29 protein-coding genes are annotated in these 25,374 nt (G+C 35.9%); 6 read left to right on the forward strand and 23 right to left on the reverse strand.

All coding sequences use genetic code 11. The features are described 5' to 3' along the window. Positions 1-29: 29 nt before the first annotated feature. From JFU23_RS07555 to JFU23_RS07580, 6 genes are all read right to left on the reverse strand, one after another. Complete coding sequence (locus JFU23_RS07555) at positions 30-296, reverse strand: YlbG family protein (protein WP_002088292.1); 267 nt, start codon at positions 294-296, stop codon at positions 30-32. Positions 297-423: 127 nt separating this feature from the next. Continuing rightward, positions 424-876: a YlbF/YmcA family competence regulator gene (locus JFU23_RS07560; RefSeq protein ID WP_002014765.1), complete on the reverse strand. Its 453-nt coding sequence runs from the start codon at positions 874-876 to the stop codon at positions 424-426. A gap of 116 nt (positions 877-992) precedes the next feature. After that, complete coding sequence (locus JFU23_RS07565; RefSeq protein ID WP_002014767.1) at positions 993-1,565, reverse strand: histidine phosphatase family protein; 573 nt, start codon at positions 1,563-1,565, stop codon at positions 993-995. 77 nt (positions 1,566-1,642) lie between these two features. Further along, on the reverse strand, positions 1,643-1,888 hold the full coding sequence (locus tag JFU23_RS07570; RefSeq protein ID WP_002014770.1) for a YlbE-like family protein: 246 nt from the start codon (positions 1,886-1,888) through the stop codon (positions 1,643-1,645). A gap of 11 nt (positions 1,889-1,899) precedes the next feature. Further along, positions 1,900-2,337 (reverse strand): YlbD family protein, encoded by a 438-nt coding sequence (ylbD, locus tag JFU23_RS07575; protein ID WP_002088296.1) that lies wholly within the window; start codon positions 2,335-2,337, stop codon positions 1,900-1,902. A gap of 173 nt (positions 2,338-2,510) precedes the next feature. Further along, entirely contained in the window at positions 2,511-3,545 is a 1,035-nt protein-coding gene (locus tag JFU23_RS07580; RefSeq protein WP_002088298.1) for a CAP domain-containing protein, read from the reverse strand. Between the two features lie 208 nt (positions 3,546-3,753). Between JFU23_RS07580 and JFU23_RS07585 the strand changes: the two genes are divergently transcribed. Continuing rightward, on the forward strand, positions 3,754-4,119 hold the full coding sequence (locus JFU23_RS07585; protein ID WP_002066906.1) for a YugN family protein: 366 nt from the start codon (positions 3,754-3,756) through the stop codon (positions 4,117-4,119). A gap of 36 nt (positions 4,120-4,155) precedes the next feature. On the opposite strand, the gene ctaG is transcribed toward JFU23_RS07585, so the two are convergent. The 6 genes from ctaG to cyoE form a co-directional block, all read right to left on the reverse strand. Beyond that, complete coding sequence (ctaG, locus tag JFU23_RS07590; protein WP_002121958.1) at positions 4,156-5,061, reverse strand: cytochrome c oxidase assembly factor CtaG; 906 nt, start codon at positions 5,059-5,061, stop codon at positions 4,156-4,158. An 81-nt stretch (positions 5,062-5,142) separates the two neighbouring features. Then, positions 5,143-5,475, reverse strand: coding sequence for a cytochrome c oxidase subunit IVB (gene ctaF, locus JFU23_RS07595; RefSeq protein ID WP_201031696.1), 333 nt, complete (start codon positions 5,473-5,475; stop codon positions 5,143-5,145). A gap of 3 nt (positions 5,476-5,478) precedes the next feature. Beyond that, a complete protein-coding gene (gene ctaE, locus JFU23_RS07600; protein WP_000557861.1) occupies positions 5,479-6,102 on the reverse strand; it encodes a cytochrome c oxidase subunit III in 624 nt (207 codons plus the stop codon). Then, entirely contained in the window at positions 6,102-7,937 is a 1,836-nt protein-coding gene (ctaD, locus tag JFU23_RS07605) for a cytochrome c oxidase subunit I (RefSeq protein ID WP_201032269.1), read from the reverse strand. The genes ctaE and ctaD overlap by 1 nt, the downstream gene beginning before the upstream one ends. A gap of 60 nt (positions 7,938-7,997) precedes the next feature. After that, the gene (gene coxB, locus JFU23_RS07610; protein ID WP_002088304.1) at positions 7,998-9,047 is read right to left on the reverse strand and encodes a cytochrome c oxidase subunit II; all 1,050 of its coding nucleotides are present in this window, start codon (positions 9,045-9,047) and stop codon (positions 7,998-8,000) included. A 93-nt stretch (positions 9,048-9,140) separates the two neighbouring features. Continuing rightward, entirely contained in the window at positions 9,141-10,064 is a 924-nt protein-coding gene (gene cyoE, locus JFU23_RS07615; protein WP_002033731.1) for a heme o synthase, read from the reverse strand. Positions 10,065-10,561: 497 nt separating this feature from the next. On the opposite strand from cyoE, the gene ctaA reads away from it, so the two are divergent. After that, on the forward strand, positions 10,562-11,497 hold the full coding sequence (gene ctaA, locus JFU23_RS07620) for a heme A synthase (RefSeq protein ID WP_201031697.1): 936 nt from the start codon (positions 10,562-10,564) through the stop codon (positions 11,495-11,497). Positions 11,498-11,583: 86 nt separating this feature from the next. Here ctaA and pyc read toward each other — a convergent pair whose 3' ends face one another. The 3 genes from pyc to JFU23_RS07635 all read right to left on the reverse strand — a co-directional run bounded on the left by pyc (position 11,584) and on the right by JFU23_RS07635 (position 16,955). Next, positions 11,584-15,030, reverse strand: a complete 3,447-nt coding sequence (pyc, locus tag JFU23_RS07625) for a pyruvate carboxylase (protein ID WP_201031698.1) — start codon at positions 15,028-15,030, stop codon at positions 11,584-11,586. A 333-nt stretch (positions 15,031-15,363) separates the two neighbouring features. Continuing rightward, positions 15,364-16,542, reverse strand: coding sequence for an FtsW/RodA/SpoVE family cell cycle protein (locus JFU23_RS07630; RefSeq protein ID WP_201031699.1), 1,179 nt, complete (start codon positions 16,540-16,542; stop codon positions 15,364-15,366). 125 nt (positions 16,543-16,667) lie between these two features. Next, entirely contained in the window at positions 16,668-16,955 is a 288-nt protein-coding gene (locus JFU23_RS07635) for an Fpa/YlaN family protein (protein WP_002088314.1), read from the reverse strand. Between the two features lie 150 nt (positions 16,956-17,105). Between JFU23_RS07635 and JFU23_RS07640 the strand changes: the two genes are divergently transcribed. Then, on the forward strand, positions 17,106-17,603 hold the full coding sequence (locus JFU23_RS07640) for a molybdopterin-binding protein (protein ID WP_201031700.1): 498 nt from the start codon (positions 17,106-17,108) through the stop codon (positions 17,601-17,603). 49 nt (positions 17,604-17,652) lie between these two features. Here JFU23_RS07640 and JFU23_RS07645 read toward each other — a convergent pair whose 3' ends face one another. Both JFU23_RS07645 and JFU23_RS07650 read right to left on the reverse strand, forming a co-directional pair. Continuing rightward, positions 17,653-18,981, reverse strand: coding sequence for a PhoH family protein (locus JFU23_RS07645; RefSeq protein WP_002088317.1), 1,329 nt, complete (start codon positions 18,979-18,981; stop codon positions 17,653-17,655). Positions 18,982-19,227: 246 nt separating this feature from the next. Beyond that, positions 19,228-19,683 (reverse strand): PNPOx family protein, encoded by a 456-nt coding sequence (locus JFU23_RS07650; protein WP_002014791.1) that lies wholly within the window; start codon positions 19,681-19,683, stop codon positions 19,228-19,230. Between the two features lie 145 nt (positions 19,684-19,828). On the opposite strand from JFU23_RS07650, the gene JFU23_RS07655 reads away from it, so the two are divergent. After that, positions 19,829-20,029, forward strand: coding sequence for a YlaI family protein (locus JFU23_RS07655; RefSeq protein ID WP_002094429.1), 201 nt, complete (start codon positions 19,829-19,831; stop codon positions 20,027-20,029). A gap of 35 nt (positions 20,030-20,064) precedes the next feature. Here JFU23_RS07655 and JFU23_RS07660 read toward each other — a convergent pair whose 3' ends face one another. From JFU23_RS07660 to typA, 3 genes are all read right to left on the reverse strand, one after another. Next, positions 20,065-20,340 (reverse strand): hypothetical protein, encoded by a 276-nt coding sequence (locus JFU23_RS07660; RefSeq protein ID WP_085312257.1) that lies wholly within the window; start codon positions 20,338-20,340, stop codon positions 20,065-20,067. Positions 20,341-20,354: 14 nt separating this feature from the next. Further along, positions 20,355-20,657 carry a YlaH-like family protein gene (locus tag JFU23_RS07665; RefSeq protein WP_000893662.1) on the reverse strand — a complete coding sequence of 101 codons (303 nt, stop codon included), beginning with the start codon at positions 20,655-20,657 and terminating at the stop codon, positions 20,355-20,357. Positions 20,658-20,814: 157 nt separating this feature from the next. Then, a complete protein-coding gene (gene typA, locus JFU23_RS07670; protein WP_113769776.1) occupies positions 20,815-22,659 on the reverse strand; it encodes a translational GTPase TypA in 1,845 nt (614 codons plus the stop codon). Positions 22,660-22,799: 140 nt separating this feature from the next. On the opposite strand from typA, the gene JFU23_RS07675 reads away from it, so the two are divergent. Further along, positions 22,800-22,979, forward strand: a complete 180-nt coding sequence (locus JFU23_RS07675) for a DUF5325 family protein (protein WP_000400129.1) — start codon at positions 22,800-22,802, stop codon at positions 22,977-22,979. 44 nt (positions 22,980-23,023) lie between these two features. Here the strand turns inward: JFU23_RS07675 and JFU23_RS07680 are convergent, their stop codons facing one another. Next, positions 23,024-23,815: an inositol monophosphatase family protein gene (locus tag JFU23_RS07680; protein ID WP_060749584.1), complete on the reverse strand. Its 792-nt coding sequence runs from the start codon at positions 23,813-23,815 to the stop codon at positions 23,024-23,026. Between the two features lie 88 nt (positions 23,816-23,903). Then, entirely contained in the window at positions 23,904-24,092 is a 189-nt protein-coding gene (locus JFU23_RS07685; protein WP_002121995.1) for a hypothetical protein, read from the reverse strand. 205 nt (positions 24,093-24,297) lie between these two features. Between JFU23_RS07685 and JFU23_RS07690 the strand changes: the two genes are divergently transcribed. Continuing rightward, positions 24,298-24,924, forward strand: a complete 627-nt coding sequence (locus JFU23_RS07690) for a YktB family protein (protein WP_201031701.1) — start codon at positions 24,298-24,300, stop codon at positions 24,922-24,924. Between the two features lie 88 nt (positions 24,925-25,012). On the opposite strand, the gene JFU23_RS07695 is transcribed toward JFU23_RS07690, so the two are convergent. Further along, entirely contained in the window at positions 25,013-25,273 is a 261-nt protein-coding gene (locus tag JFU23_RS07695) for a UPF0223 family protein (protein ID WP_201031702.1), read from the reverse strand. Positions 25,274-25,374: the final 101 nt, after the last annotated feature.

The raw sequence follows: 25,374 nt of genomic DNA on the forward strand, positions 1-25,374 counted from the left end.
CTGCTAAATTTAGCAGGGGATTTTTTTACTTAGCTATAATCGTATTCTTTTGCCCGATCAGGACGCGAATTTTCGAATTCCGTTTTTAAAAATGGGCGATACGACTGTTCTACTTTTTTTACAAAAGGAAGTTTATTCAATTTTTGCATCATATGCTCAATTTGTTCCATATCACAATATACAACGGCATATTTCAAACGTTTTGATATGTAATGAATGTTACCATATTTCCTTAAAATCTTGGCATGTTTCAATGAATGTAAATAAACAATCATACTTTGTCGTTGCCCGAACATAATCTTCTCCATCTTCTCCTTTTAAAAACTTATATTCTTATATTTTATGAAAACCAATCATAAATTTATGACATTAAAGAACAAACTCTGTATACGTTTTCTTCTATATTCTAAAAAACGGGGTAAATTACCCCGTTTTTTTACAACCACAACCGCCTCCGGTACCACAACCACCGCCACAGCCACCCGCATCAAAAAACGGATTTCCTGTTGGAACTTTAACGGAAGAAGATACCTCAGAACCAATTGCTACACTAACTTCATCTAATAACTTCTGTAAAGCTGTTTCTGCTCTTTTAAAAGTTGCAACCTTATCATGCATATCTACAGAACGCTTTAATTCCCTCATTTTCGTCGAAACGAAAGTATAATCAGGATGATATTTACCAAAACGTTGCACTTCTTCGTATCGCTCTTTCATCGCTGTAAATTGCTGAATTAGCGTCTGGACTTCTATATCTTCTTGTAAATCCTTATAATACTTACGGTAATCTTCTGCTATATCTGAACAGATGATCGCTTTTGCAAGCTGCTCTGCCTTATCTAAAATCAATACGCTTTCCAGCGTCGCTACAATCATGAGAGACACCTCCGAGTATTCATCATAACACATTTGGAACAGAACTACTAATTGAAGTGTCTCACCTAAAAGAAAGATATGATTCTAATTACTTTTCATACAATCTCCTTGCACTCTTATACACTAATATGCTCCGCAATATTATATTTAAGAACATCCCATTTCCCGCTATTCTCTTTCACGTAGCTAATACATGCGTTTTTTAACGGCGTTTTAAATGTAATTTCATTTGGTGCAATTGCGTGTAAAATAGCTTTTATTGCATGTGAATGCGCAACAATGATAATACGTTTATCTCCATGTGCTGCTGCAACCTGTTGTAAAGCCGTAAAACAGCGCTCTACGATTTCTTCATCCTGCTCCATTCCTTCTACATTACCTTCTGTAATTAACTCTCTAACGGCTGCAACTGGTTTCCCAGAAGCTTCCCCAAAATTACGTTCCATAAATCGCTCATCTAATAAAATAGATGGTAATCCAATAGCCCCAGCAATTTCCTTAGCTGTTTCTTGCGCTCTAATTAACGGGCTACTTATAATTATATCCCACGATTCCGCTTGCAAGGCAGCTGCACTTTGACTCGCTTGCTTCTTCCCAACTTCATTGAGTGGAATATCTTCGCGCCCTTGAATAATCTCTTGAAAGTTCCAATCAGTTTGTCCATGTCGTACTAAACAAATTTCCGTCATGCTGCAACTCCTTTTTTAAATAATCCGATTCTATTGTAACAAAAGTTTTGCATAACGGACATAGTTTTCCCTTCCAATTACGTCGTATTTTGCTGCTTCATATACTGGAACATATCAATCATAATTGAAGCAACGGCCAATTGATTTTGAAATTTTTCCACTTTATCTGGTATCGTTTTTTTGAAATGCTGCATGGCAGCTAACTCAAAAGCTTCTTTTTCTTCTGGGTTACGCGTCAATTTCCGGTACCAGTATGGCTGTTCCCGAATATAGCGAGCTAAATCCTCATCAGCTTTTATAAACTCCATAAGCTCTGCTCTCATTCTCTTTCCCCCTAATCCTTTTGAAAGAAAAAAGGATTATTTTCAGAAGTACTTTGTTCTTGCTGCGCACGGTTTCCTTGAAATTGTTGAATAACTTGTTGCACGCTACCAATCGCACTCGTTACATTTGCTAAATGATGTTGCATTTGTTCTACGTCTAGCTTTTTAAAGAAAGAAAGCATTTGCCCCATCACATCAGCAGTTTTTTCCTCTTCTGTTCGATTTTCTTTTTCTTCTTTATTTTCTTTTACCGAAGAAAAAGCAGGTGCTCCATCAGGTCTATATGCTGTCCATATTTGATCTTCTTCACCAAGTAAGTACCATTCTTCATAAAATTGCTGCCAAGTTTTTTGACCACTTCTAACCTCATGAACCATTTTAGGGTGATGGTTTACAAACTCTTTAAACTGTTGAACCGATGGATGTAACGGCCCTTTTGTTGTTGGCATAATCCTCACCTCTTCATGTATATCTACTATATTGTAAGAAAAAAAAGGCACATGGTTCGCCTATTTTTAGACGATTCATGCACCTTTTTATCTTCCTATTTGTGGACAATTAAAGCCCGATTGGTGAAGACTAATAATCAATGAAGGATGCCCCTACTGATTAAAGTTTCATTTTATTTTCGGATAAAGTTTTGAGTATAAAATTTATCATATACCCCAACACCTAATCCAGTAAATTGTTCATTTAATAAATTCTTTCTATGACCCTCACTATTTAACCAACCCTGTACCGCGGCAATTCCATCACTATGTTGCGCCGCTATATTCTCACCAGCAAGTTGAAAAGCCACTTGCCCACGTTGCAAGCGATCTCCTAACGTACCAAAAGTAGGTGAATCGTGTGAAAAATAATTATTATCCTTCATATCTTTACTATGGCCAAATGCAACATCTGCAGTTTGTTGATCCAATGTTAACAACGGTAATTGATGACGACTCCGAATAATATTTGTTAAATCGAGAATTTGTTGCATATTTCCATTTTCTACTTGCTTCATTTTTTCTGGTGTCAGCGGCTGTTCCGCTATTAATTCACCTGAATAAACAAGTTGATATGGTCTTTGTCGTAATAACGTTTCATCATCCATATAACGAAGACCAACAAGCTCATGTGTAAAGTGATCAAAGTATAATTGTGCCCATCCATCTTCTACAGGTACTAGCGGTTGTTCCATTACTTCCGTATCAGATAACTCAAATTGATAACTATTCTTTCCTCTTTTTAATGAAATCTCATGTGAAAGTGGATTCTTTTTATATACCTCTTCATACTTTTCATTTATATAATAGGGAGCCACCTTAACTTGCTCACCAGCAACATACGCCGTTACAACTTTACGTTCAGCAACTCCAAATTGAACATACTGAGCTAAATCTTGATTATACACCCACCATTCATATCCATAAGCAGACGGCTCTATTCGAGATGGTTCGCCCCACTTCGCTAATAAATTCTCAGAGTCCCCGCCAATCATATTTAAAACAGTGTCTGTGGATTCTTCATTTACTTGCTTCTTCTTTTTCACAATTTTATTTTCTTGCTTAGAGTGAGATGGGGTTAATATATATTGTGACACGAGTAACTTCCCGTATAAATCAACAGCTAAAATTAAAAATGTAATCATTACGATACGCAATAATTTCTTCAAACGATATACCTCCTGAACAAAGCATAAAATCGAGATATACACAAATCCTTTTATTCCCTTTTTTTGTGTGTACCGTACTCTTTTCACTATATCATATTTTCACGAAAAAAGTCTGGATTATCCCTTTTCTCGCAATACGAATTGCACTTTCTTATTATTCGTACTATTATAAAAATAATGAACTAACATTAAAATAAGGAGGTATTCTATGCAATTTACAAATACAAACTTTAATGATGCAGTCGTTGATCTAACTCTTTTAACTGAGATTATGGAAAACAATCATTTTGTACTTGCCGGACAATGGGATTACGAACGCGTTACATATGATTATAAATTTGAAATATTAAAGGATATTTATTATTTACGTGTACAAGGATTTGCTGTTGAAGGTGACATCGGCGGCAGACACGCTCAAGTAAAACTATTGCCACCCTTATTAGGAAAACATTATTATCCTCATGGCGTTGAATATGGCGATGATGAGATTTTTCCAACGAATGTACTTCAAAAAAGCGAACAACTCCTACAAAATATCGAAAAAGAGTTAAAAGAATTTCAAATTATTGAATAACAAAAAAACTAGCGCATTAACACGATGCGCTAGTTTTTATTTCGTCTGCAAATAAGGAGGTAACTCTTGCAGCTGCTCTTTATCCTTTTCACGCTCTCTACGTGCCCATTTAAAGAACACATAACCGATAATCGTACCGTACACTATTTCCTGGACAATTTTCATAATAATACCACCTGTTTGCTGGTCTTGTACTACCGGCATCCAATGTAAAAATTCTGGTCCAGTTATATTTAAATCTGATAAAGTACCCGCCGGTACACAGAGTTCCATTGCCTTCATCCAAGCGGCCGGATCTGTATATGTTGCAAATAATGGTGCAGTCGCAAAAATTATTAACGCACAAGCTGGCGTTAATAAAATACCATTAGCAAACATGTAACCAAGCTTCTTAATATCACTTAAAGTTTGATATTCTGGTAGTGGATTTAACATCGGCCACCACATCATCATTGCTGCAAAAAACAATATAGCAAGGCAAATAGGATGCGCTATTTGACTTTGTTTTACTGCATCAAAAACAATTGGCAAATGATAAAAGGAAAACAGGCCATTAAATACAAACAACGCAATAAGCGGCTTAGCAAAAAACTTTATCACAATTTGAACGAACTTAAAAGAAGTAATATAACGATATAACCAAACAGGTATACCAAGCAGTAATAACGGAGGCACCGCAATATACATTACTGCCATCTCAAACATATGTGCACTAAATATGATATGACCAATTAAATCAATAGGTCCTCCCTTTACAAAATACAAAAGAACAATCCCGGTCGTAAAATAAAAAATTTGCTTCTTACTTACCTTCGTCGCATTTTCAAATCGCGTTCTATACGGTCCAATAATTAAAAAATAACTAATAAGAATCGAGATCATAAATAATAAAAAAATTGGACTCCATAAAGCTTGAAAACCAAATACCCATAAGTTTTCCATTTCCACACCTACCTTTTCAAAATTCTTATATTTCATATAAAAAGAGGGCTTTGATATATCAGAGCCCCCTACTATCACTGTTTAAATCCACACAATTGTCATAAAGGCTAATATTGTTAATAAACCAATTAACAATCCAGAGTACAAGAAGAAACTCGCCGCTTCATGCCCTTTATGACTCATATGCATGAAATAATATAACTGAAATATAACTTGAATGACTGCTAACAATAATATAAATGGAACCGAAAAAATCGGGCTAAATGTTTTCGGATATGCCACCGCTGCAAATGCAACTAATGTTAAAAAAATCATTAGTGAAAATGTAACAACTTGGTGCTTCATTTCCTCTGCACTTTTTCTCTTCCGATAAACAAGATCCACCTTAGGATTATTCGTTTGCTTAACCGTCATTGTTTATCCCACCATTCCCATCAAATATACTACAGTGAAAATAAACACCCAAACTACGTCAATAAAGTGCCAATAAATTGATGCAACATAAAACTTTGGTGCGTTGTATAAATTTAAGCCTCTCTTCGCGTTTCTAAAGATTAATGTTAAAATCCAACATAATCCAAACAACACGTGGAGCCCGTGTGTACCAACAAGAGCATAAAATGCAGAACCAAATGCACTACTTCTCATAGTATGCTTAAATTCATGCGTATAATGATAAAACTCATATATTTCAAACCCCAAAAATCCTAAGCCAAGCAACACTGTTACAAGTAACCAAAGTTGCATTTTCTTAAAGTTAAAATTTTTCATATGATACATTGCGTATACACTCGTTAAACTACTTGTTAACAAAAGCATCGTCATAATGAAAACGAGTGGCATTTGAAACATCTCTTGAGATGTTGGTCCACCATTTGTAGAGTTCTTTAACGCTAAATATGTGCCAAATAAGGAAGCGAACAACACTGTTTCGCCTCCAAGAAATAACCAAAAACCAACAAACTTATTTTTCCCCTCAAGGGTTGCTTTTTCAGGCTCTGCTGGAAATGTTTCATTCGTTAATTTCTCATCTACATGCATTACGCCTTGCCCCCCTTATCATCTAAATCTTCCTTATGAATATGATATCCATGATCATCAATTACTGAACGAAGGAACATTGTACCAAACGTAATGATTAAACCGATAATCGCTACTAATAACCAAAATTTATCTTTGCCACCCTGCATATACATCGCACCGAATGCTGCTATGAATAAGCCTAGAGAAATGATAAATGGTGAAAATGAAGCATTTGGCATATGAATATCACCGGCCGGTTCCGCTGCTGTCATCTCTCTATTACCTTCACGTTTTTCAATCCAAAACGGATCTAACCCGCGAACAAATGGCAATTGTTTAAAATTGTATTCCGGTGTAGGTGCTGGCATTGTCCATTCTAATGTACGTCCATCCCATGGATCACGGCCAGCCTTCTCTTTTGATACCGTTGTTTTTATTACATTGAATAAAAGAACAATCGTTCCAAGAGCCATAAACACAGCTCCGATAGAACTAATCATATTCCCCATTTCCAACCCTTGGCCCTCAAGATATGTGTAGTAACGACGTGGCATACCAATCAATCCAAGGAAATGCTGAATAAAGAATGTTAAATGGAAACCGATAAAGAATAACCAAAATGTTATCTTACCTAATGTTTCATTTAATATTTTATTAAACATAAGTGGCCAATAATAATGCGCACCTGCAAGTAAACCAAATACAACACCACCAACAATTACATAATGAAAGTGTGCTACTACGAAATAATTATCATGAAACTGATAATCAGCTGGTGCAGAAGCAAGCATAACACCTGTAACTCCACCCATAACGAAGGATGGAATAAAAGCTACCGCCCACATCATTGGTGTTGTAAACCTAATACTTCCACCCCACATTGTAAAGAGCCAGTTAAATATTTTAATACCCGTTGGAACTGCAATCGCCATTGTTGCAACCGAGAAGATAGCATTTGCAACAGGCCCAAGACCAACAGTAAACATATGATGCGCCCATACCATAAATCCTAAAAACCCTATTAATACTGTCGCGAACACCATAGAGGAATAACCGAATAATCGTTTTTTCGAAAATGTGGCGAAGATTTCTGAGAATATTCCGAAAGCTGGGAGTATAAGAATGTATACTTCCGGATGACCGAAGATCCAGAATAAATGCTCCCATATAATCGTGTTCCCACCTAGTGCCGGATTAAAGAAACTTGTGCCAAATAAACGATCTAACATTAAAAGTCCTAATCCTACAGTTAATGGTGGAAATGCAAATAAAATAAGTGAAGATGTTACAAATGTTGTCCATGTAAACATCGGCATGCGCATGTACGTCATCCCTGGCGCGCGCATATTAATAATTGTAACAAGGAAGTTAATACCTCCAATTAATGTACCAATACCTGATATTTGCAAGCCGAGTACATAAAAATCAACACCATGTCCTTTAGAGGCTAAAGCTAAAGATGCATACGATGTCCACCCTGCATCAGGCGCTCCTCCTAAAAACCAACTTAAATTTAAAAATAATCCACCAAAGAAAAATAACCAAAATCCGAGCGAATTCAAAAACGGGAACGCCACATCACGTGCTCCAATTTGAAGTGGTACAGCGGCGTTCATAAATGCAAACACGAGTGGCATAGCTGCGAGGAAAATCATTGTTGTACCGTGCATCGTTAATACTTGATTATAAGCATCCCCAACAAGAAAAGCATTGTTAGGAATCGCTAACTGCAGGCGAATAAATAGTGCTTCTATTCCACCTATTACAAAAAACAATCCACCTGCAATTAAATAGAGAATGGCAATCTTTTTATGGTCTACTGTCGTTAAATAATCCCATATGACAGCACCCATCCCCTGTTTTTTTGCTACAGAACTCACGTTTTCAACCTCCCCTTCGCAAATGATCCCTCTTTATTTTTCAATCTTTAACGTTTGTAAATATGCATTTAATGCATTAATTTGATCATCCGTTAAGTTGCCATATTTACCAGTCATTTTATTACCTGGTTTCATATTTTCAGGATCTTTGAGCCATTTTTTTAAGTTCTCTTCATTATTTTCGGCAATACCAGCAACCATATCGCGATCTGCGAAGTTTGCTAAGTTCGGTGCGATACGAGCAGAAGGTGGTCTACTATCATTTGATCCAACTGCATGACAACCAATACAGCTTTTATTAAATATTTCTTGACCCTCTTGCGCCTTTGTAGAAGCTACTTCTTTTTTTCCATCAATCTTCTTCATGTCAGCAAGCCACTTTTTGTACTCGCTTTCATCCAGAGCTTTCACTTTGAACTGCATTAAAGAATGTGATGGGCCACAAAATTCTGTACAAAAACCATTATAAGTGCCCGATTTATCTGCCTTTAACCACATTTTGTTTACATTATCTGTATTTGTATCCATTTTCCCAGCTAAAGATGGAACCCAAAACGAATGTTTAATATCGGCACCCTTCAAATTCAAATACACTTTCTTACCTGTGGGGATAACTAAATCTTGAGAAGTTACTATTTTTTCTGATTTATAAGAAAATTCCCACCAATAAAGATTCGCTGTTACATCAACAACGATAGTATCTTTATCAATATTCTTTTTCTCCATCGCACTTACATCAGCAAGCTTGAATGTATATGTAACAGTCGGAACAGCCAAGATTAACAAAAGAATAATCGGAATGACTGTCCATATAATTTCTAGTTTGTGATTTCCTTCAACTTGCTCTGGAATATAATCTTCCTCACCCTTTTTTTGTCGGAAACGCACAATTACATATAAGAAAATAATAGTAACTACAAGTACTACTCCTACCATGATTGCACTCGCTAGCAAGAGCAAATCATATTGCATTTTTGCTACTTCCCCTTGCGGAATTAAAGTAGACTGAAAAGCTTTACCGCATCCCCCTAACAGTAAAGCCAGCAGTGAAACGAACGAAAGCAGTCGCCACTGTTTCTTCATACAAACAACCCCCACTTTCTTTGTGAATTAGATTGTACTTTATAGTTAAGTAAAGTAAATCTCAACGTAAAGAAATCCAATCATGTCGTTGTCTTAGAAGAATGTAACTACAATCATTGACACAAATAAGATTGTTAAGTAATTCAGGGAATAAACAAACATTTTTACGGACCACTTGATGTCATCTTGCTGACGGAAGCCATAAAGCCCTAATGCGATCCATCCGATGTTAAGCAATGTTGCAATTACCATGAATGTTATTCCAAGTCCACTCATATAAAATGGTAGTGGTAATAAACATACTGTCCAAATCATAATCTGACGTTTCGTAATATCAAATCCCTGTACAACAGGAAGCATTGGGATTCCTGCATTTCGATATTCATCAACACGCTTCATCGCTAATGCGAGGAAATGTGGGATTTGCCAAATAAACATAATTAAAAATAACATCCAAGCAATTGGATGATTTAAAGACGGATCAATTGCCGCCCATCCAATTAAAGGTGGAACTGCTCCTGATATACTACCTACAACAGTATTTAACGTATATTTTCTCTTCGTCCATAACGTATATAAAACAACATATGTGAAGGCACCAATAAATGAGATTAACACTGCCATCGGTGTAGTAAGTAATAAAAATGCAAAGCCAAGAAGTAAAATTACAAGTCCAAATGCAAGTGCAAAGCCAGGTTTATATTTACCTGTTACCGTTGGACGGTTTTTTGTTCTTTCCATTAATGGATCGATATCTCGGTCAATGTAGTTATTTAAACAACATACCCCTGCCATAATTAATGCCGAACCAACGATTGTGAAAAATAACTTATCTAGATTGTCCATAACACTCAATCCATTAAAATGTAAAGCCAACCAAAATCCTGTAAATACAGTAAGTGTATTTGAGTTTACAATCCCCATTTTAACGAGCGCTGATAAATCTTGTAACCGAGTTGTTTCCGGTACAATTGAAACAGCTGACTCATCATGCAGCTCACTTGTTGCATGGTTCATCACTTTAACCCCCTCTTAAACCTATCATCTTTCTAAGCATATATTTCATGTGAAATATTTCGCTTCTATATAGCAATATTATTACAGTAGATATATTGTTAACCCACTCTACTACTAATCTACGCCCATACTCCAATATATTAAATCACATTTCCCGAACATTTTGTGAAGAAAACATGAACTTTTTGTGTCGAACATTAAAAAACTTTATTCTAATTTATCCTTATCATAACATGATGTTATCTTCTATAATAAACTATTTTGTCATATTTAGCATGTATTCTCCCCATTTCTTTTCAAAATAGCCTGAATTCCTCCTAAAATATGTATTTTAAATTCCATTTTTTTCTTTATAATACGTACGTTGTCCTCGCCCTCCATTTCTTTGCTATTTTATTATTTTTTATATATCATAGGACTGTAGCACGTTTTATTCTATACATAATGGAATGAAAATATTTCGCAATAACTTCATAGCAGAAAGATGGTGAAAGAGATTGCAACGCTTTATTAAATGGTTAGCAGTCATTACAAGTCTCGATTTATTAGTAGTTTTACTAGGAGGCGCTTTAGTTACAAAAACGGGTTCAGGCCAAGGATGCGGCAAATCATGGCCTCTTTGTAACGGTGAATTTGTTCCATCTAATTTATCAATGGAGACTATTATTGAGCTAAGTCACCGCTTAACATCTGGATCAGCAGGAATCCTTGTTACTCTTCTTTGTATCTTGTCCTGGAAATATTATAAACATGTGCGCGAAACAAAGACGTTAGCAATTTTATCCTTCGTATTTTTAGTTGCACAAGCATTAATGGGGGCGGCGGCGGTTGTTTGGGGTCAAATGCCTGCTGTATTAGCTATTCATTTCGGTATTTCCTTAATTTCATTTGCTTCTGTCATCTTGTTAACGTGTCTTATTTTTGAAATTGATCAGAAATTTGATGCACGTTCACTTATTATGGACAAAAAAATGAAATTTCATATTTATGGTGTAACAATTTACAGTTATATCGTTGTCTACACAGGAGCTTTAGTACGTCACGAACGAGCTACCTTAGCCTGTCCAGACTTCCCTTTATGTAGCAAAAATAGACCTATGCCAACTCAACTACATGAGTGGGTTCAAATGGGACATAGAGTTGCAGCGATGTTAATTTTTGCTTGGATACTATATGCGATGATTATCGCTATTCGCCATTACAAGCAGCAGCGTGTAGTATACTGGGGATGGATTATTTCATTTGTCCTTGTTACACTTCAAGCTATAGTAGGAATTTTAGTCGTATTGACAAATGCTAGTTTAGCAATGGCATTATTACATTCACTCTTCATTTCTTGCCTGTTTGCTGTACTATGCTATTTAGTTATGATAGGTACAAGAAGTACCGTCAATGCAAAAGAAACTGAATCAACTTCTAAGCAAACAAAATAAAGTAAAATTTTAATACCTTGCCAATTCGGCAAGGTATTATTTACACACAAAAAAGAGCTGCTTTCGCACAGCTCTTTTTCTTTATTTTAATGATCTAATTCAATAAGTAAGTCACCCGTTTGAATTGCATCCCCATCATTTACATATACTTTTTTCACTTTACCACTAAATGGCGCCTGAACCGTCGTTTCCATTTTCATCGCTTCTGTAATTGCCATGGAATCACCTTTTTTCACTTCATCGCCTTCTTTTACAACTACTTTAATAACAGTTCCCGGCATCGTTGCGCTAATATGATTTGGATTTTCACGATTCCCCTTCACACGCTGTGCAACAGTTGATTTCACGCTTTCATCTTTCACTACGATTTCACGCGGTTGTCCATTAAACTCCAGGTAAAGCACACGATTTCCATCTGGCTGTGGCTCCCCAATGGAAACTAGTTTAACCATCAATGTTTTACCTTGCTCGATTTCCACATCAATTTCTTCACCAAGTCTCATACCATAGAAGAATGTCGGTGTATCAAGCACAGATACATTTCCATAAATCCCAGCAACTTTTTCGTAGTCCATAAATACTTTTGGATACAATGCATATGCGACTACATCAAAAATTGTTACTTCGCGTCCAATTTTGTGGAATAACTCTTCTTTTAAAGCATCGAAATCTACCGGTTCTAATAATTCACCCGGTCTTACTGTTAATGGCTCTTTCCCTTTTAAAATAATTTTTTGTAATTCTTTCGGGAAACCACCATATGGTTGTCCTAAATCTCCAGAGAACATTTCAACAACAGATCCTGGGAAGTCCATAGCATGTCCACGTTCTAAAATATCTTGTTCTGTTAGGTGATTTTGAACCATAAATAATGCCATATCACCGACAACTTTAGATGATGGTGTTACTTTTACAATATCGCCAAACATATCATTAACACGGCGATACATCACTTTAACTTCATCAAAGCGATCTCCTAAGCCAACCGCTTTTGCTTGTTGTTGAAGATTACTATACTGTCCACCCGGCATTTCATGCATATATACCTCTGTGTGAGGAGCATTCATACCACTTTCAAATGGAGCATAGTATTTTCGTACATCTTCCCAATAATGAGATAGTTTTTCTAATGAGTCTATATTAACACCTGGCTGTCTTTCGTTTCCACCTAACGCATAGTATAGTGTATTCGCACTTGGTTGTGACGTTTGACCAGCCATTGAACTCACCGCTACATCGACAATATCAACACCTGCTTCAATTGCCTTCGTATACGTTAAAATACCATTTCCGCTCGTATCGTGTGTGTGCAGGTGAATTGGAATCGACACCGTCTCTTTTAATGCTGAAACTAAATCATATGCTGCGTTTGGCTTTAGTAAGCCCGCCATATCTTTAATTCCTAAAATGTGAGCTCCTGATGCTTCCAACTCTTTTGCTAAGTTTTTATAATAATTTAAATCGTATTTACTACGTAACGGGTCATGAATATCTCCTGTGTAACACATTGTCGCTTCTGCAATTTTACCAGTATCTCGTACAGCATCAATTGCAACTCTCATGCCTTCTACCCAGTTTAAGCTATCAAAAATACGGAACACATCAATTCCAGCTTGAGCAGAACATTCCACAAATTTTTGAATTAAATTATCTGGATAGTTTTTGTAACCTACTGCGTTTGAAGAGCGAAGTAACATTTGGAATAAAACGTTTGGCATTTTTTCACGAAGATCTAGTAATCGTTCCCATGGATCTTCTTTCAAGAAACGATACGCAACATCAAACGTTGCACCGCCCCACATTTCTGCTGAGAATAAGTTTGGTAACATTCTCGCTGTCGGCTCTGCAATGTGATGTAAATCTTTTGTACGAACACGAGTTGCAAGTAATGACTGATGTGCATCACGGAATGTTGTATCAGTTAAAAGTACACGCTTTTGATCTTGTACCCACTTTACTAATCCATCCGCTCCACGCTCATCCAAAATTTGTTTCGTTCCATTTTGCATTGGCTCTGAGTGTATCACATTTGGTATACGAGCATCTGGGAAAATTGGTTTCTCTTTTTTCCCTACTCCTGGGAAGCCATTTACTGTTACTGTACCAATATAATTTAACATTTTTGTTCCGCGGTCTTTACGTTTCGGGAACAAGAATAGTTCAGGTGACGCGTCAATAAATGAAGTGTCATATTCTCCTGATAAGAAGTTTTTATGTTTTACTACATTCTCTAGGAATGGAATATTTGTTTTAATACCACGAATACGGAATTCTTTTAAGTTACGTTCCATTTTTGCAGCGGCTTGTTCAAAAGTAAGTGCCCAAGTAGTAACTTTTACAAGTAAAGAATCGTAGTACGGTGTAATAACTGCACCTTGGAAACTATTACCTGTATCAAGACGAACACCAAAACCACCGCCTGATCGGTACGCCATAATTTTCCCTGTATCCGGCATGAAATTATTTAGTGGGTCTTCAGTCGTTACACGAGATTGGATTGCAAATCCATGCACAACCACTTCCTCTTGCTTAGGAACACCTACCATTTTGCTATGTAATGCATGTCCATCAGCTATTAAAATTTGCGATTGAACGATATCCACTCCTGTAATCATCTCTGTAATCGTATGTTCAACTTGAACACGTGGGTTTACTTCAATGAAGTAAAACTCATCACCTTTTACAAGGAATTCTACCGTTCCAGCATTTAAATAATTTACATTTTTCGTTAACTTTACTGCAGCATCACAAATACGCTGACGCAAATCATCTGAAAGCGACACGCTCGGTGCAATTTCAACTACTTTTTGATGGCGTCGTTGTACAGAGCAATCACGCTCATACAAATGAACAACATTACCTTCTTCATCTGCTAAAATTTGTACTTCTATATGTTTAGGTTTTTCAACGAATTTTTCAACGTACACTTCATCATTACCAAAGGCTGCTTTTGCTTCTGATTTCGCGCGATTATACGATTCTCTTAACTCTTCACTAGCACGTACAATACGCATACCGCGACCGCCGCCACCAAGGGATGCTTTAATAATAATCGGGTAATCATACTTTTCAGCAAATTCTTCAACTTCTTCTATTGAATTTACTGGACCATCACTACCAGGAATAATTGGAATTTGAGCTAGCTGCGCTTGTGTTCTTGCTTTAACTTTATCTCCAAACATGTCTAAATGCTTACTTTTTGGACCGATAAAGATAATCCCTTCTTCTTCACAACGTTTTGCAAATTGAATATTTTCTGACAAGAAACCATATCCAGGGTGGATTGCATCTACATGATTACTTCTCGCAATCTCAATAATGCCTTCAATATCTAGATAAGCATCAATTGGCTTTTTCCCTTCCCCAACTAAATAGGACTCATCGGCTTTATAGCGATGATAAGAACCGCTATCCTCTTTAGAATAGATTGCAACTGTGTTTAATCCAAGTTCTGAACATGCTCGGAACACACGAATTGCTATCTCTCCACGGTTAGCTACCAATACTTTTTGAATACGTTGCAGCTTTGTCATGATTTTCCCCCTCTATTTTCCTACCACTCTAGAGATAAAATACATACACACTCTAAAGAGCGTGAAGTTCTTCACTTTCTACATTATATTATACTTAGAAAGCTTCACTTTATTTTTATCCATCATACCTTATTTTTCAACAAATGATAAGTTTTCTGATCAATTTGTTTCACAAAAATAGTATAGCATACCTCTTCCTTTTCTAACAACAATATTGTATATCACATTCACTTAAATGTAATATACTTTTCGTTTTAAAACAATCAATATTATATCACATTTAAAGCCTAACAAAATAAAAAACACATTGAACTCTAGAGCTCAATGTGTTTTTTATTTTACAACAACAAGATGCGGTCCACCTTGTTCTATTTCGTTAGTCAATTTGTTTTGTTGTTTCTCTTGTCGTTTTACATAACTAGAAATATTTAACAGTATACCCATTGCAAGCAGATTAGCTAACAAAGAACTCCCACCATAACTAACAAATGGTAATGGTACCCCTGTAAGCGGTATTAACCCAGACATACCACCGACATTTATAAAAGTTTGAACTCCAAACAAACTTGCAATTCCAATTGCTATTAAACTTCCAAATGGATCTTTACACTTTTGTGCAATTCTAAATGCCCGAATAATAATAAGTAATAAACAGATTAAAATGACAGCTACACCTATAAAACCAAGCTCTTCAGATATAATTGCCATAATAAAATCTGTTTGCGGTTCTGGTAAGTATCCATATTTTTGCACACTGTTCCCTAACCCTCGACCATTTAGCCCTCCTGAAGCAATTCCAATAAAAGAATTTATTAATTGGAATCCATCATTCTGAGGATCATTAAATGGATCAAGAAAAACGGAAAAACGTGCCTTTTGATACTTGCTTAATGCATAATTCCCAAGAAAATATAGTGCCGGAATCCACACTATGGCAGTTAAAACGATTCGTTTTATCCATAAATTAATCCGTACCCCCGAGCAAAGAAACATAATTCCAACCGTTCCCGCAATTAATAAATCGGTACCTAAGTCATTTTGCTTTAAAATTAAAAACATTGCCAATCCAACAAAACCAAGCGTAAGTCCCGACCCTTTAAAAACAGGAGTATCTGTCTCTTGTCTTCTCGCAAAAAAACGAGCTAATATAATAATAATCGATATTTTAACAAATTCAGCGGGCTGTATACCTAATATCCACCCTTTTGCACCGTTTACTTCCTTACCGAAAAACAAGGCTGCTGCTAATAAACCAATACTACCTATTCCCATTGCTATTAAAACTATTCGCTTCCTCCAAAGTTTATAAGGAATAGCAATGATAATCGCTAACATTATCGCTCCAACAGCTAGAATTAATACTTGCCTATTAAAAAAGAAATCCGCTGGTTTCCCATGCTTCGAAATCGCAACAATGGAACTAGAACTATATACCATTATTACTCCCAGCACACATAAGATAACAAGAGGAAGTAATAAGGAATAATCCATCGATTTCCATACTTTTTTCATTTCATTTCCTCTTTCTGTTTCAATTTAATTATTGTTGTATTCCATATGTATATAGGTTCTTCCTTCTTTATTATACAAATAAAAAGCCCAAACTATTTCAGTTTGAGCCCCCTTATTTGAACCCGTTATTGTTGTTTGTTTGTAAATGCTTCATGAAGTGCAGACAACTCACGTTCGAGCTCTCCTAACATTGCTTTCCCTTGTTCTTCTCCAATAAGACCAAGGCGAACCGCAAAATCGACCTCGCGGGATAGTCCAAACATTTGTGTGTCTAAAACTTCTTCATATAATGGACATTGCGGCATTGTAAGATTGTCCATTTGTACCTTAATAAGTCTTAAAATCTTCTCTGCATCCGCTTGTAGAAGGGCTAGTGCCTTTTCCTGATGATTTGATACTGTCTCAGACGCCAAATTGATTCCCTCCGTTTCCGTCCTACTCTCTCATATCTATTAATATTAGCGATAGTTTTAATAAATTGCAATAGAAACATTTTTTGTGACAACAGTGCCTAATACTATTATACTGAAAAGTGGGAGTATAACACAAATGGGGGAACAACAATGAGCGAAATTTTATTTATTAATGGAAAAGTTCGTTTTCCAATCACTATCGATCCAACTGTATGGATTTTCGATGATCGAAAAATAGATTTGACAACTTACTTTGATGAAACTAGAGAAGACTCATCCGAATTAGAAACATACTTAAAACATACTTCAGAGCATTGGGATCGCGAAATCCGTGATGGTGCTGCCTTCCCGCCAATACAACAAAGTGTAAAGAAATATAAAAAAGAACAGCTTATTAACGGGACATTTGGCATACCACTTCATCCATTTCTAAAAAATGCTGTAATTTTAGAAGATGCTACTCATGTCGAAATTGAAACCACAGACAATACAATTACACTTCCGTTAGAAACAGCCCATAAAGCTATTCTCGGTTTTTCAAAAGAAGGTAAACCATTACGAGAAGACGGGCCTGTTCATCTATATTTCCATGATGGATCTAATAGACAAAATCCGATTCGTAACATCCGTAAATTTACAATCATTTAAATTGTATAATTAAAAGGCAAAAAAGGAGTGAGCTTAAGCTCACTCCTTTTTATAATAAATCCGCTGCTAGTTGTGCTAAATTAGAACGCTCTCCTTTAACAAACTTTACATGACCACTAATACGTTGTTCTTTAAACTTCTCTACAACATATGTTAAACCGTTATTATATTCATCTAAATACGGGTGATCAATTTGCTGAGGATCCCCCATTAATACAATCTTACTTTTTTCGCCTACCCTTGTTAGTATCGTCTTCACTTCATGCTTCGTTAAATTTTGTGCCTCGTCAATTATAATGAACTGGTCTGGAATACTTCTCCCGCGTATATAGGTAAGCGCTTCTACTTCAATCGAACCCATTCCAGCTAAAATAGCATCTAGCTCCCCTGGCTTTTTCGTATTGAATAAATACTCTAGATTATCAAAAATCGGCTGCATCCACGGTCTTAATTTTTCCTCTTTCTCTCCTGGTAAATAACCTATATCTTTCCCTACCGGTACAATTGGTCTCGCGACAAGTAGTTTTTTATATAACCCTAAATCTTCCGTTTGCATTAGTCCCGAAGCTAATGCAAGTAACGTTTTTCCTGTACCGGCTTTCCCTGTTAACGTTACAAGTGGAATATCTTCCCGAAGTAGCAATTCTAACCCCATAATTTGCTGCACGTTTCGTGGGCGTATCCCCCACACTTGTTCATTGTGAAAAATAAGTTTTTTTACCTTCTTACCTAAATGATCCACAATCCCAAGTGCAGAACTAGAACCCCCTAGTGCATCTTTCATTACAACAAACTGATTTGGATAAAAAGGATGATTTGCGATTTCAGATAAAGGTAGTTCACCTTTTTCATAAAAATAATCTAACTGTTCTTTTGATATATACCCTTCTAAAAATCCTGAATATATATTTTCCACTTCGATTACTCGGTCACTTAAATAATCTTCGGCCTGCAATCCGATTGCATCAGCTTTTACCCTTACGAGTACATCTTTACTTACTAAAATAACTGATTTCCCGTCCTCTTTTTCTTGTTCTTCTAAAGAGAGGTTTTTCGCTACCGCTAAAATTCGATTATCATTTGTTTTTTCTACAAAAATATCTTGCAGTTGAACAAATGAGCGATGATTTAATTCAATACGAAATGTACCGCCGTTTTCTAACGGAATACTTTCATGCAGCTTTCCTATTTCGCGAAATTTGTCGATTAACTTAGATACATAGCGAGCATTTCGTCCTACTTCATCCATATAACGTTTTTTCGAATCAACCTCTTCTAATACAACTGCTGGAATCACTACTTCATTTGTTGCAAATGAAAAAATAGATAAAGGATCCTGCAAAAGTACATTTGTATCTAACACATAAATTTTATCCAACCTGTTACCCCCTGACTCCACTTTTAAATTTGTAGAACAAGGGTTTCATCCATAAAATATGGACGAACCATTGTTATAATTATATGTACCGTAAAAACGAGGTAGAATCGAAATTCATAGAAATTAAACCTTTTCTTTATTTTTTATTCATTTCTATTCAATATATTACTTTTTATTATAATTTTTCACATTAAATCACAATACTCACTTGTAAAAGTTTATGAACGATGTTCCTATTCATCTTCTTTATAATTCTTTCATTCCTACTAATACTTGGTTATCAAGCTTTTTAGCTGCTCGAAGATCATATGTTTTTTCATATGTTGGTTCAGTAGCAAGTTTCGCACCATAAAACATAACATCACGAACTTCTTGTACATTCACTTCTACTACCGTTAATTTTAGAGGAATCCCTTCCATTCTATCTGTTAAAATTTCACTTTCACCACTTATGGAAAATACGGATTCATTCGCCATTATAGTCAATACAACCCCTGCACTATGCCGTATATTCCCCACAATACGTGAGCGTTGATCTACCGCAAATCGAATACTAGTTTCACTCACTGCATATACCCAAGAAATAGCACTTACGTTAGGAATTTGTTTTTCGAAATCTGTTGTTGCTATCATAACGATACACTCTTTACGCAAAGATTGTACTAAATCACCTGTCAATGTAGGCTCAACTACATTCGCCATATTTCCACCTCCAAATATTATTTATATATCCTTATCATAACCTATTTTTCGAATTGCGAAAATATTATTTTTTCCCGCTATTATTCAAAAACATTATGCTTCCATGATATACTTATACTGATAGAATTCGTATTGAGGTGACGAAATGAGAGTCAGATGTATGATTTGTGATAAAAAAGATATGTTAGATGACGAAAATCCTATGGCAAAAAAACTGCGTAATCGCCCTATTCATACATATATGTGCATGGAATGTACGGAACGCATTGCAGAGCGTACTATGGAACGCCATGCAAGTGGTAATTTCCGATTATATCGTGATAAAAAAGTAGAAGACGATTGGTAAACCGTAAATAAGTCCTTAATCATATAGATAAGGACTTATTTGTATTTTTCTGGTTCACGATTCATCTGATCCAAAAAACAATCAATTGCTTCTACTGGAAATCTTGCACACCTTATTTCTCCATCAATTTCATATGTAATTAAATACATTTCCTCGTTCTTTTCCACTTCTACATTTCGTAATTTATGCTCTTCATATATCATATTTCGAAATAATATATACGTTTCTTGTGCAGCTCTATCATCTGGACGCGCTTCCGCAACAGTTTTAATTGTTAACCAATTATATAGTGCATCTTGTACCGAGCGCATGAAACTCCCCCTTTTTATCCTGCTTTTTGTTGTTTCGCTTGACGTAAACGTAATCTATAAATTCCAAGTACAATCGCCGCTACAACGAGCCCCTCTCCAACTGGTAAAAAAACTGCAAAGAAAGTTAATACCGTGCATCCAATTGCTAAAGATATGTATATTACTATATTTTTTAGCACTGATAGCTTCCTTGCAAATCCTAAATTATATACAAGTGCACTCAATATAATAATTGTTCCATAAAGTAACCACATCCCTAGTTCTGGATTTTCATCAACTTTGCACAATTTCGCGAAAAATGACATTCTTTCTAACACTATCTTTCCTCCCTTCTCATAAAAACAAATTTTCTTTATGTACTTAATACAAGAGTAACTCGCAAAAAAAATACTGTCCACAAAAAAGAATAAAAATTCTAAAAATAAACAAAAATAAAAAACAACTACCTTTTATAAAGGTAGTTGTTTTTTATTTTTACGCTTCTACAGATTTCTTTTTCTTAGCAGCTCTTTCGCGCTCACTCTTATCAAGAATCTTTTTACGTAGACGAATTGATTCTGGAGTTACTTCACAGAACTCATCATCGTTTAGGTACTCTAATGACTCTTCTAAAGTCATTAAGCGTGGTTTTTTCATTGATGAAGTTTGATCTTTCGTCGCAGAACGAATGTTAGTTTGTTGTTTCATTTTTACAACGTTAACTGTTAAATCATTCTCACGTGTATGTTCTCCAACGATCATACCAGCATATACTTCTGTACCTGGTTCAACGAAGATTACACCACGGTCTTCAACTTGCATAATACCATATTGTGATGCTTTTCCTGTGTCAAGTGAAACTAGAACACCTTGGCGACGTCCACCCACTTGTCCAGCATGTACTGGTTGGTAGCAATCAAATGTGTGGTTTAAAATACCGTAACCACGAGTTAATGTTAGGAATTCTGTTGTGTAACCAATTAAACCACGTGCTGGAACCATGAAAGTAAGGCGAACTTGACCGTTTCCGTTATTCACCATATCTAACATTTCACCTTTACGTGCACCCATTGATTCCATAATAGAACCAGTGTATTCTTCAGGCACATCGATTTGTACGCGCTCTACAGGCTCACTTCTTACGCCATCAACATCTTTAATAATTACTTCTGGCTTAGATACTTGTAGTTCATAACCTTCACGACGCATGTTTTCAATTAAGATAGATAAATGTAACTCTCCGCGTCCAGATACGATCCATGCATCAGGAGAATCTGTATTATCTACACGTAAACTTACATCTGTCTCTAATTGTGAACGAAGACGCTCTTCAATTTTACGAGAAGTAATAAATTTACCTTCACGACCTGCAAATGGGCTGTTATTTACAAGGAATGTCATTTGTAATGTTGGCTCATCAATACGTAATAATGGTAAAGCCTCTTCATGCTCAACCGGACATACCGTTTCACCTACGTTAATGTCTTCCATACCTGAAACAGCTACTAAATCTCCAGCTTTTGCTTCTTCAATTTCTTGACGTTTTAATCCAATGTAACCAAATAATTTAGTTACACGGAATTGTTTTACACTTCCGTCAACTTTCATTAATGCAACTTGTTGTCCTACTTTCATTGTACCGCGGAATACGCGTCCAACCCCAATACGACCAACATAGTCATTGTAATCAAGAAGTGCTACTTGGAATTGAAGTGGCTCTTCGCTGTTATCAATTGGTGCTGGAATATGTTCAATAATTGTGTCAAACAATGATTTCATATTCTCTTCTTGATTTGCTGGATTTGAATCTAAGCTTGCTGTTCCGTTCATTGCTGATGCAAATACAACTGGGAACTCTAATTGATCTTCGTTTGCACCAAGTTCGATGAATAAGTCAACTACTTCATCAACTACTTCATCAGGGCGAGCGAAGTCACGGTCAATTTTGTTTACAACAACGATTGGAGTTAAGTTTTGCTCAAGAGCTTTCTTTAAAACAAATCGTGTTTGTGGCATACAACCTTCATATGCATCAACTACAAGTAGAACACCATCAACCATTTTCATGATACGTTCTACTTCTCCACCGAAGTCAGCGTGACCAGGTGTATCTAAAATGTTAATTTTTTTATCTTCATAGTGAATCGCAGTATTCTTCGCTAAAATTGTAATACCACGTTCTCTTTCTAGATCATTTGAGTCCATTGCGCGTTCTTCAATATGTTCATTCGCACGGAACGTCCCCGCTTGACGTAATAACTGGTCAACAAGTGTTGTTTTACCATGGTCAACGTGGGCAATAATTGCTATATTTCGTAAATCTTGTCGTTTTTTCAACATGTCCAACTCCTAATGTCTTTTTAATCCTTCTCTATTATAAGAGCGAAGGGGATACAATGGCAATCAAAATAAAATCAAGAATGAAAATATAGTTGTATTCTTACTTTTGTGAAAGTAAAATGAGATTGGAGGGTGAAGAAATGGAACACATTCAATATCGCTTTTTATTAACAGCAATTATCGGTGTTATCTTCTTAATTGGTATCGGAATTATGGTTGCTGAAAATAGTCCCATCGGCATTATTATTTGCATTATCGGCACATTTGTTACAGTTGGATACGGTTTTGTAACAAAAAGAAAAATGCGTAAATCGCAATAACATTAAAAAGTAAGAAGCTTCTTTATGCCTCTTACTTTTTTTCATTATTGCGATACAAATGGTAATAATTCTTCGTATACTCCTGGTTTTGCAACTAACACACTGCTTTTCTCTACAATAGAAAGAGGCGTTCCCAAGAACGTTGTAACTTTACCGCCAACTTCTTCTACAATAATCTGTCCCCCGCCAAAGTCCCATGGTGATAAGCGCGGTGTCACATATGCATCTAATCTTCCCGTTGCAACATATACCATTTCTAACGCTGCACAACCATATGACCTCGTACCTCTCGCCTTCTTAACGAGCATCATCATTTTTTCCATATTAAGCAATGGATTATCAGTAAGCCATATCGCATTCAAAGCTATAACTCCATGCTCTACCGTTCCTTTTTCCAACATGGGAATAGCTAAATCATTGCAAAAAGCCCCTTCTCCCTTTACCGCATGATATAGTTCGTCATGAACTGGATCATAAATAAGACCAATCTTTCCGATACCGTTCTCATAAATCCCGATTGAGATTGCGAAATTTCTTTTTTGATGAACAAAGTTCATTGTGCCGTCAATTGGATCAATTAACCAAACAACCCCATTAGAAGAGGTAATCTCATCTCCGTAGCCTTCTTCTCCTAAAATATTATGAGCCGGGAATGTTTCTTTAATTTTCCCAATTAAAAACTGCTCCGTTTCTCGGTCCATGTTTGTTACTAGATCAGCTGCATTTGACTTTGTTTCTATAATAAGTGTTTTTTTCAGTGATGCCATTAAATGTTCTCCGGCTTCTCGAATCCACTGTTTCGCGTGTGTATCGATGTCTTTCCATACTTCTTGCATGTTTAAACACTCCGATCTATACTGTTCACAGAAAAAACGAACCCTTTATAAGGTTCGCACCAACTAATTATTTATACATATACTATTATTACGCTTCTAAACGGATCATTTCAAGTCTTAACACTTCTAATTTTTGTACGCACTCTTCTTTTTTCTGTTTGTCGTTATCCATCATAGCATCATATAAAGTTGCTAATTCATAATCTAGCTCCAAACGTAGCACCGGAATTCTCTTTTCGGCATCTGTTCTCTTTAACGCATTAATCACCTGTCTCATTTTTTTGCCTCCTCCCAATATTCGTCTGCCCTCGGACTAGAATTGATTCAATTTTCTGATTTTTTGTTTTATACTATACTATGTTGGATAAATCATCTATGCAACAAAATTATATTTTTTTATTTAAATTTTTTTGTGCTGTTTTTTTTATGAATAGTACAAGCTATGCTAAAATTAAAACAAAATAGGAGTTGGAGGAACAATCATGACAATACAAACATTCACATCAACTGATTTTGAAGTCTTTACTGTTGATGGTCTTGAAGAACGAATGAGCGCAATTAAAACGAATATTCATCCTAAGCTAGACGCTTTAGGGGAACAGTTTGCAGCATATTTATCACAACAAACTGACGAAAACTTTTTCTACCATGTAGCAAAACATGCACGCCGCAAAGTCAATCCACCAAACGATACTTGGGTTGCTTTTTCAACAAATAAACGTGGATATAAAATGTTACCACACTTCCAAATTGGTTTATGGGGTACTCATGCCTTCATATACTTTGGTTTAATCTATGAGTGTCCACAAAAAGTGGAGACGGCTCACGCCTTCTTAGAACATTTAAATGATTTAAAAACAAATATTCCAAATGACTTCGTTTGGTCCATTGACCATACTAAACCAGGTGTAAAATTACATGAAACGCTTGAAACGGAAGACTTACAAAAGATGATTGAACGTTTAGCTACTGTGAAAAAAGCAGAATTATTAGTCGGTATTCATATATCACCAGAGGAGTTTTCAGCAATGACCAACGAACAATTCCTTGCTAAGATTGAATCTACGATGCAACCACTCCTTCCTTTATATGCACTTTGTAATCGATAGTAGAAAACGGACAATTTATATTGTCCGTTTTTAGTTGTTATCACATTATAGCACTTTGTATTTTAATTTTCAAAATATTTTTACATTTTTACAATCTTTTTTCTGCTACTTCTTTTGCTCTTTGAATCGTACGATATATAGAATATCCACTTACTTCTTGAAATTCTTTATCAATTTTTTTCTCCGCTGCCTTCGATGGCACAATCTCTTTAAAACGACGATATAATTCCATCAAATCTTCTCTCAAAACTCCTTTTTCATATACCTTTTCAATCGCTTCATAAAACTTTACAACTGCTACCATTTCTTCATTTGACCAATCGTAATCAAGTGGATATTGATATTCCATTTTTGCACCTCATTCAGTATTCTTTCTTTTTCCATTATGCTACCTTAAAGACAACCTTTTATTCTTCACTATAGCCACTCTGCATTATACACCATTTATCC

Origin of the sequence: Bacillus sp. TH50 (assembly GCF_016650565.1) — a bacterium.
GTDB classification, from domain to species: Bacteria; Bacillota; Bacilli; order Bacillales; family Bacillaceae_G; genus Bacillus_A; species Bacillus_A mycoides.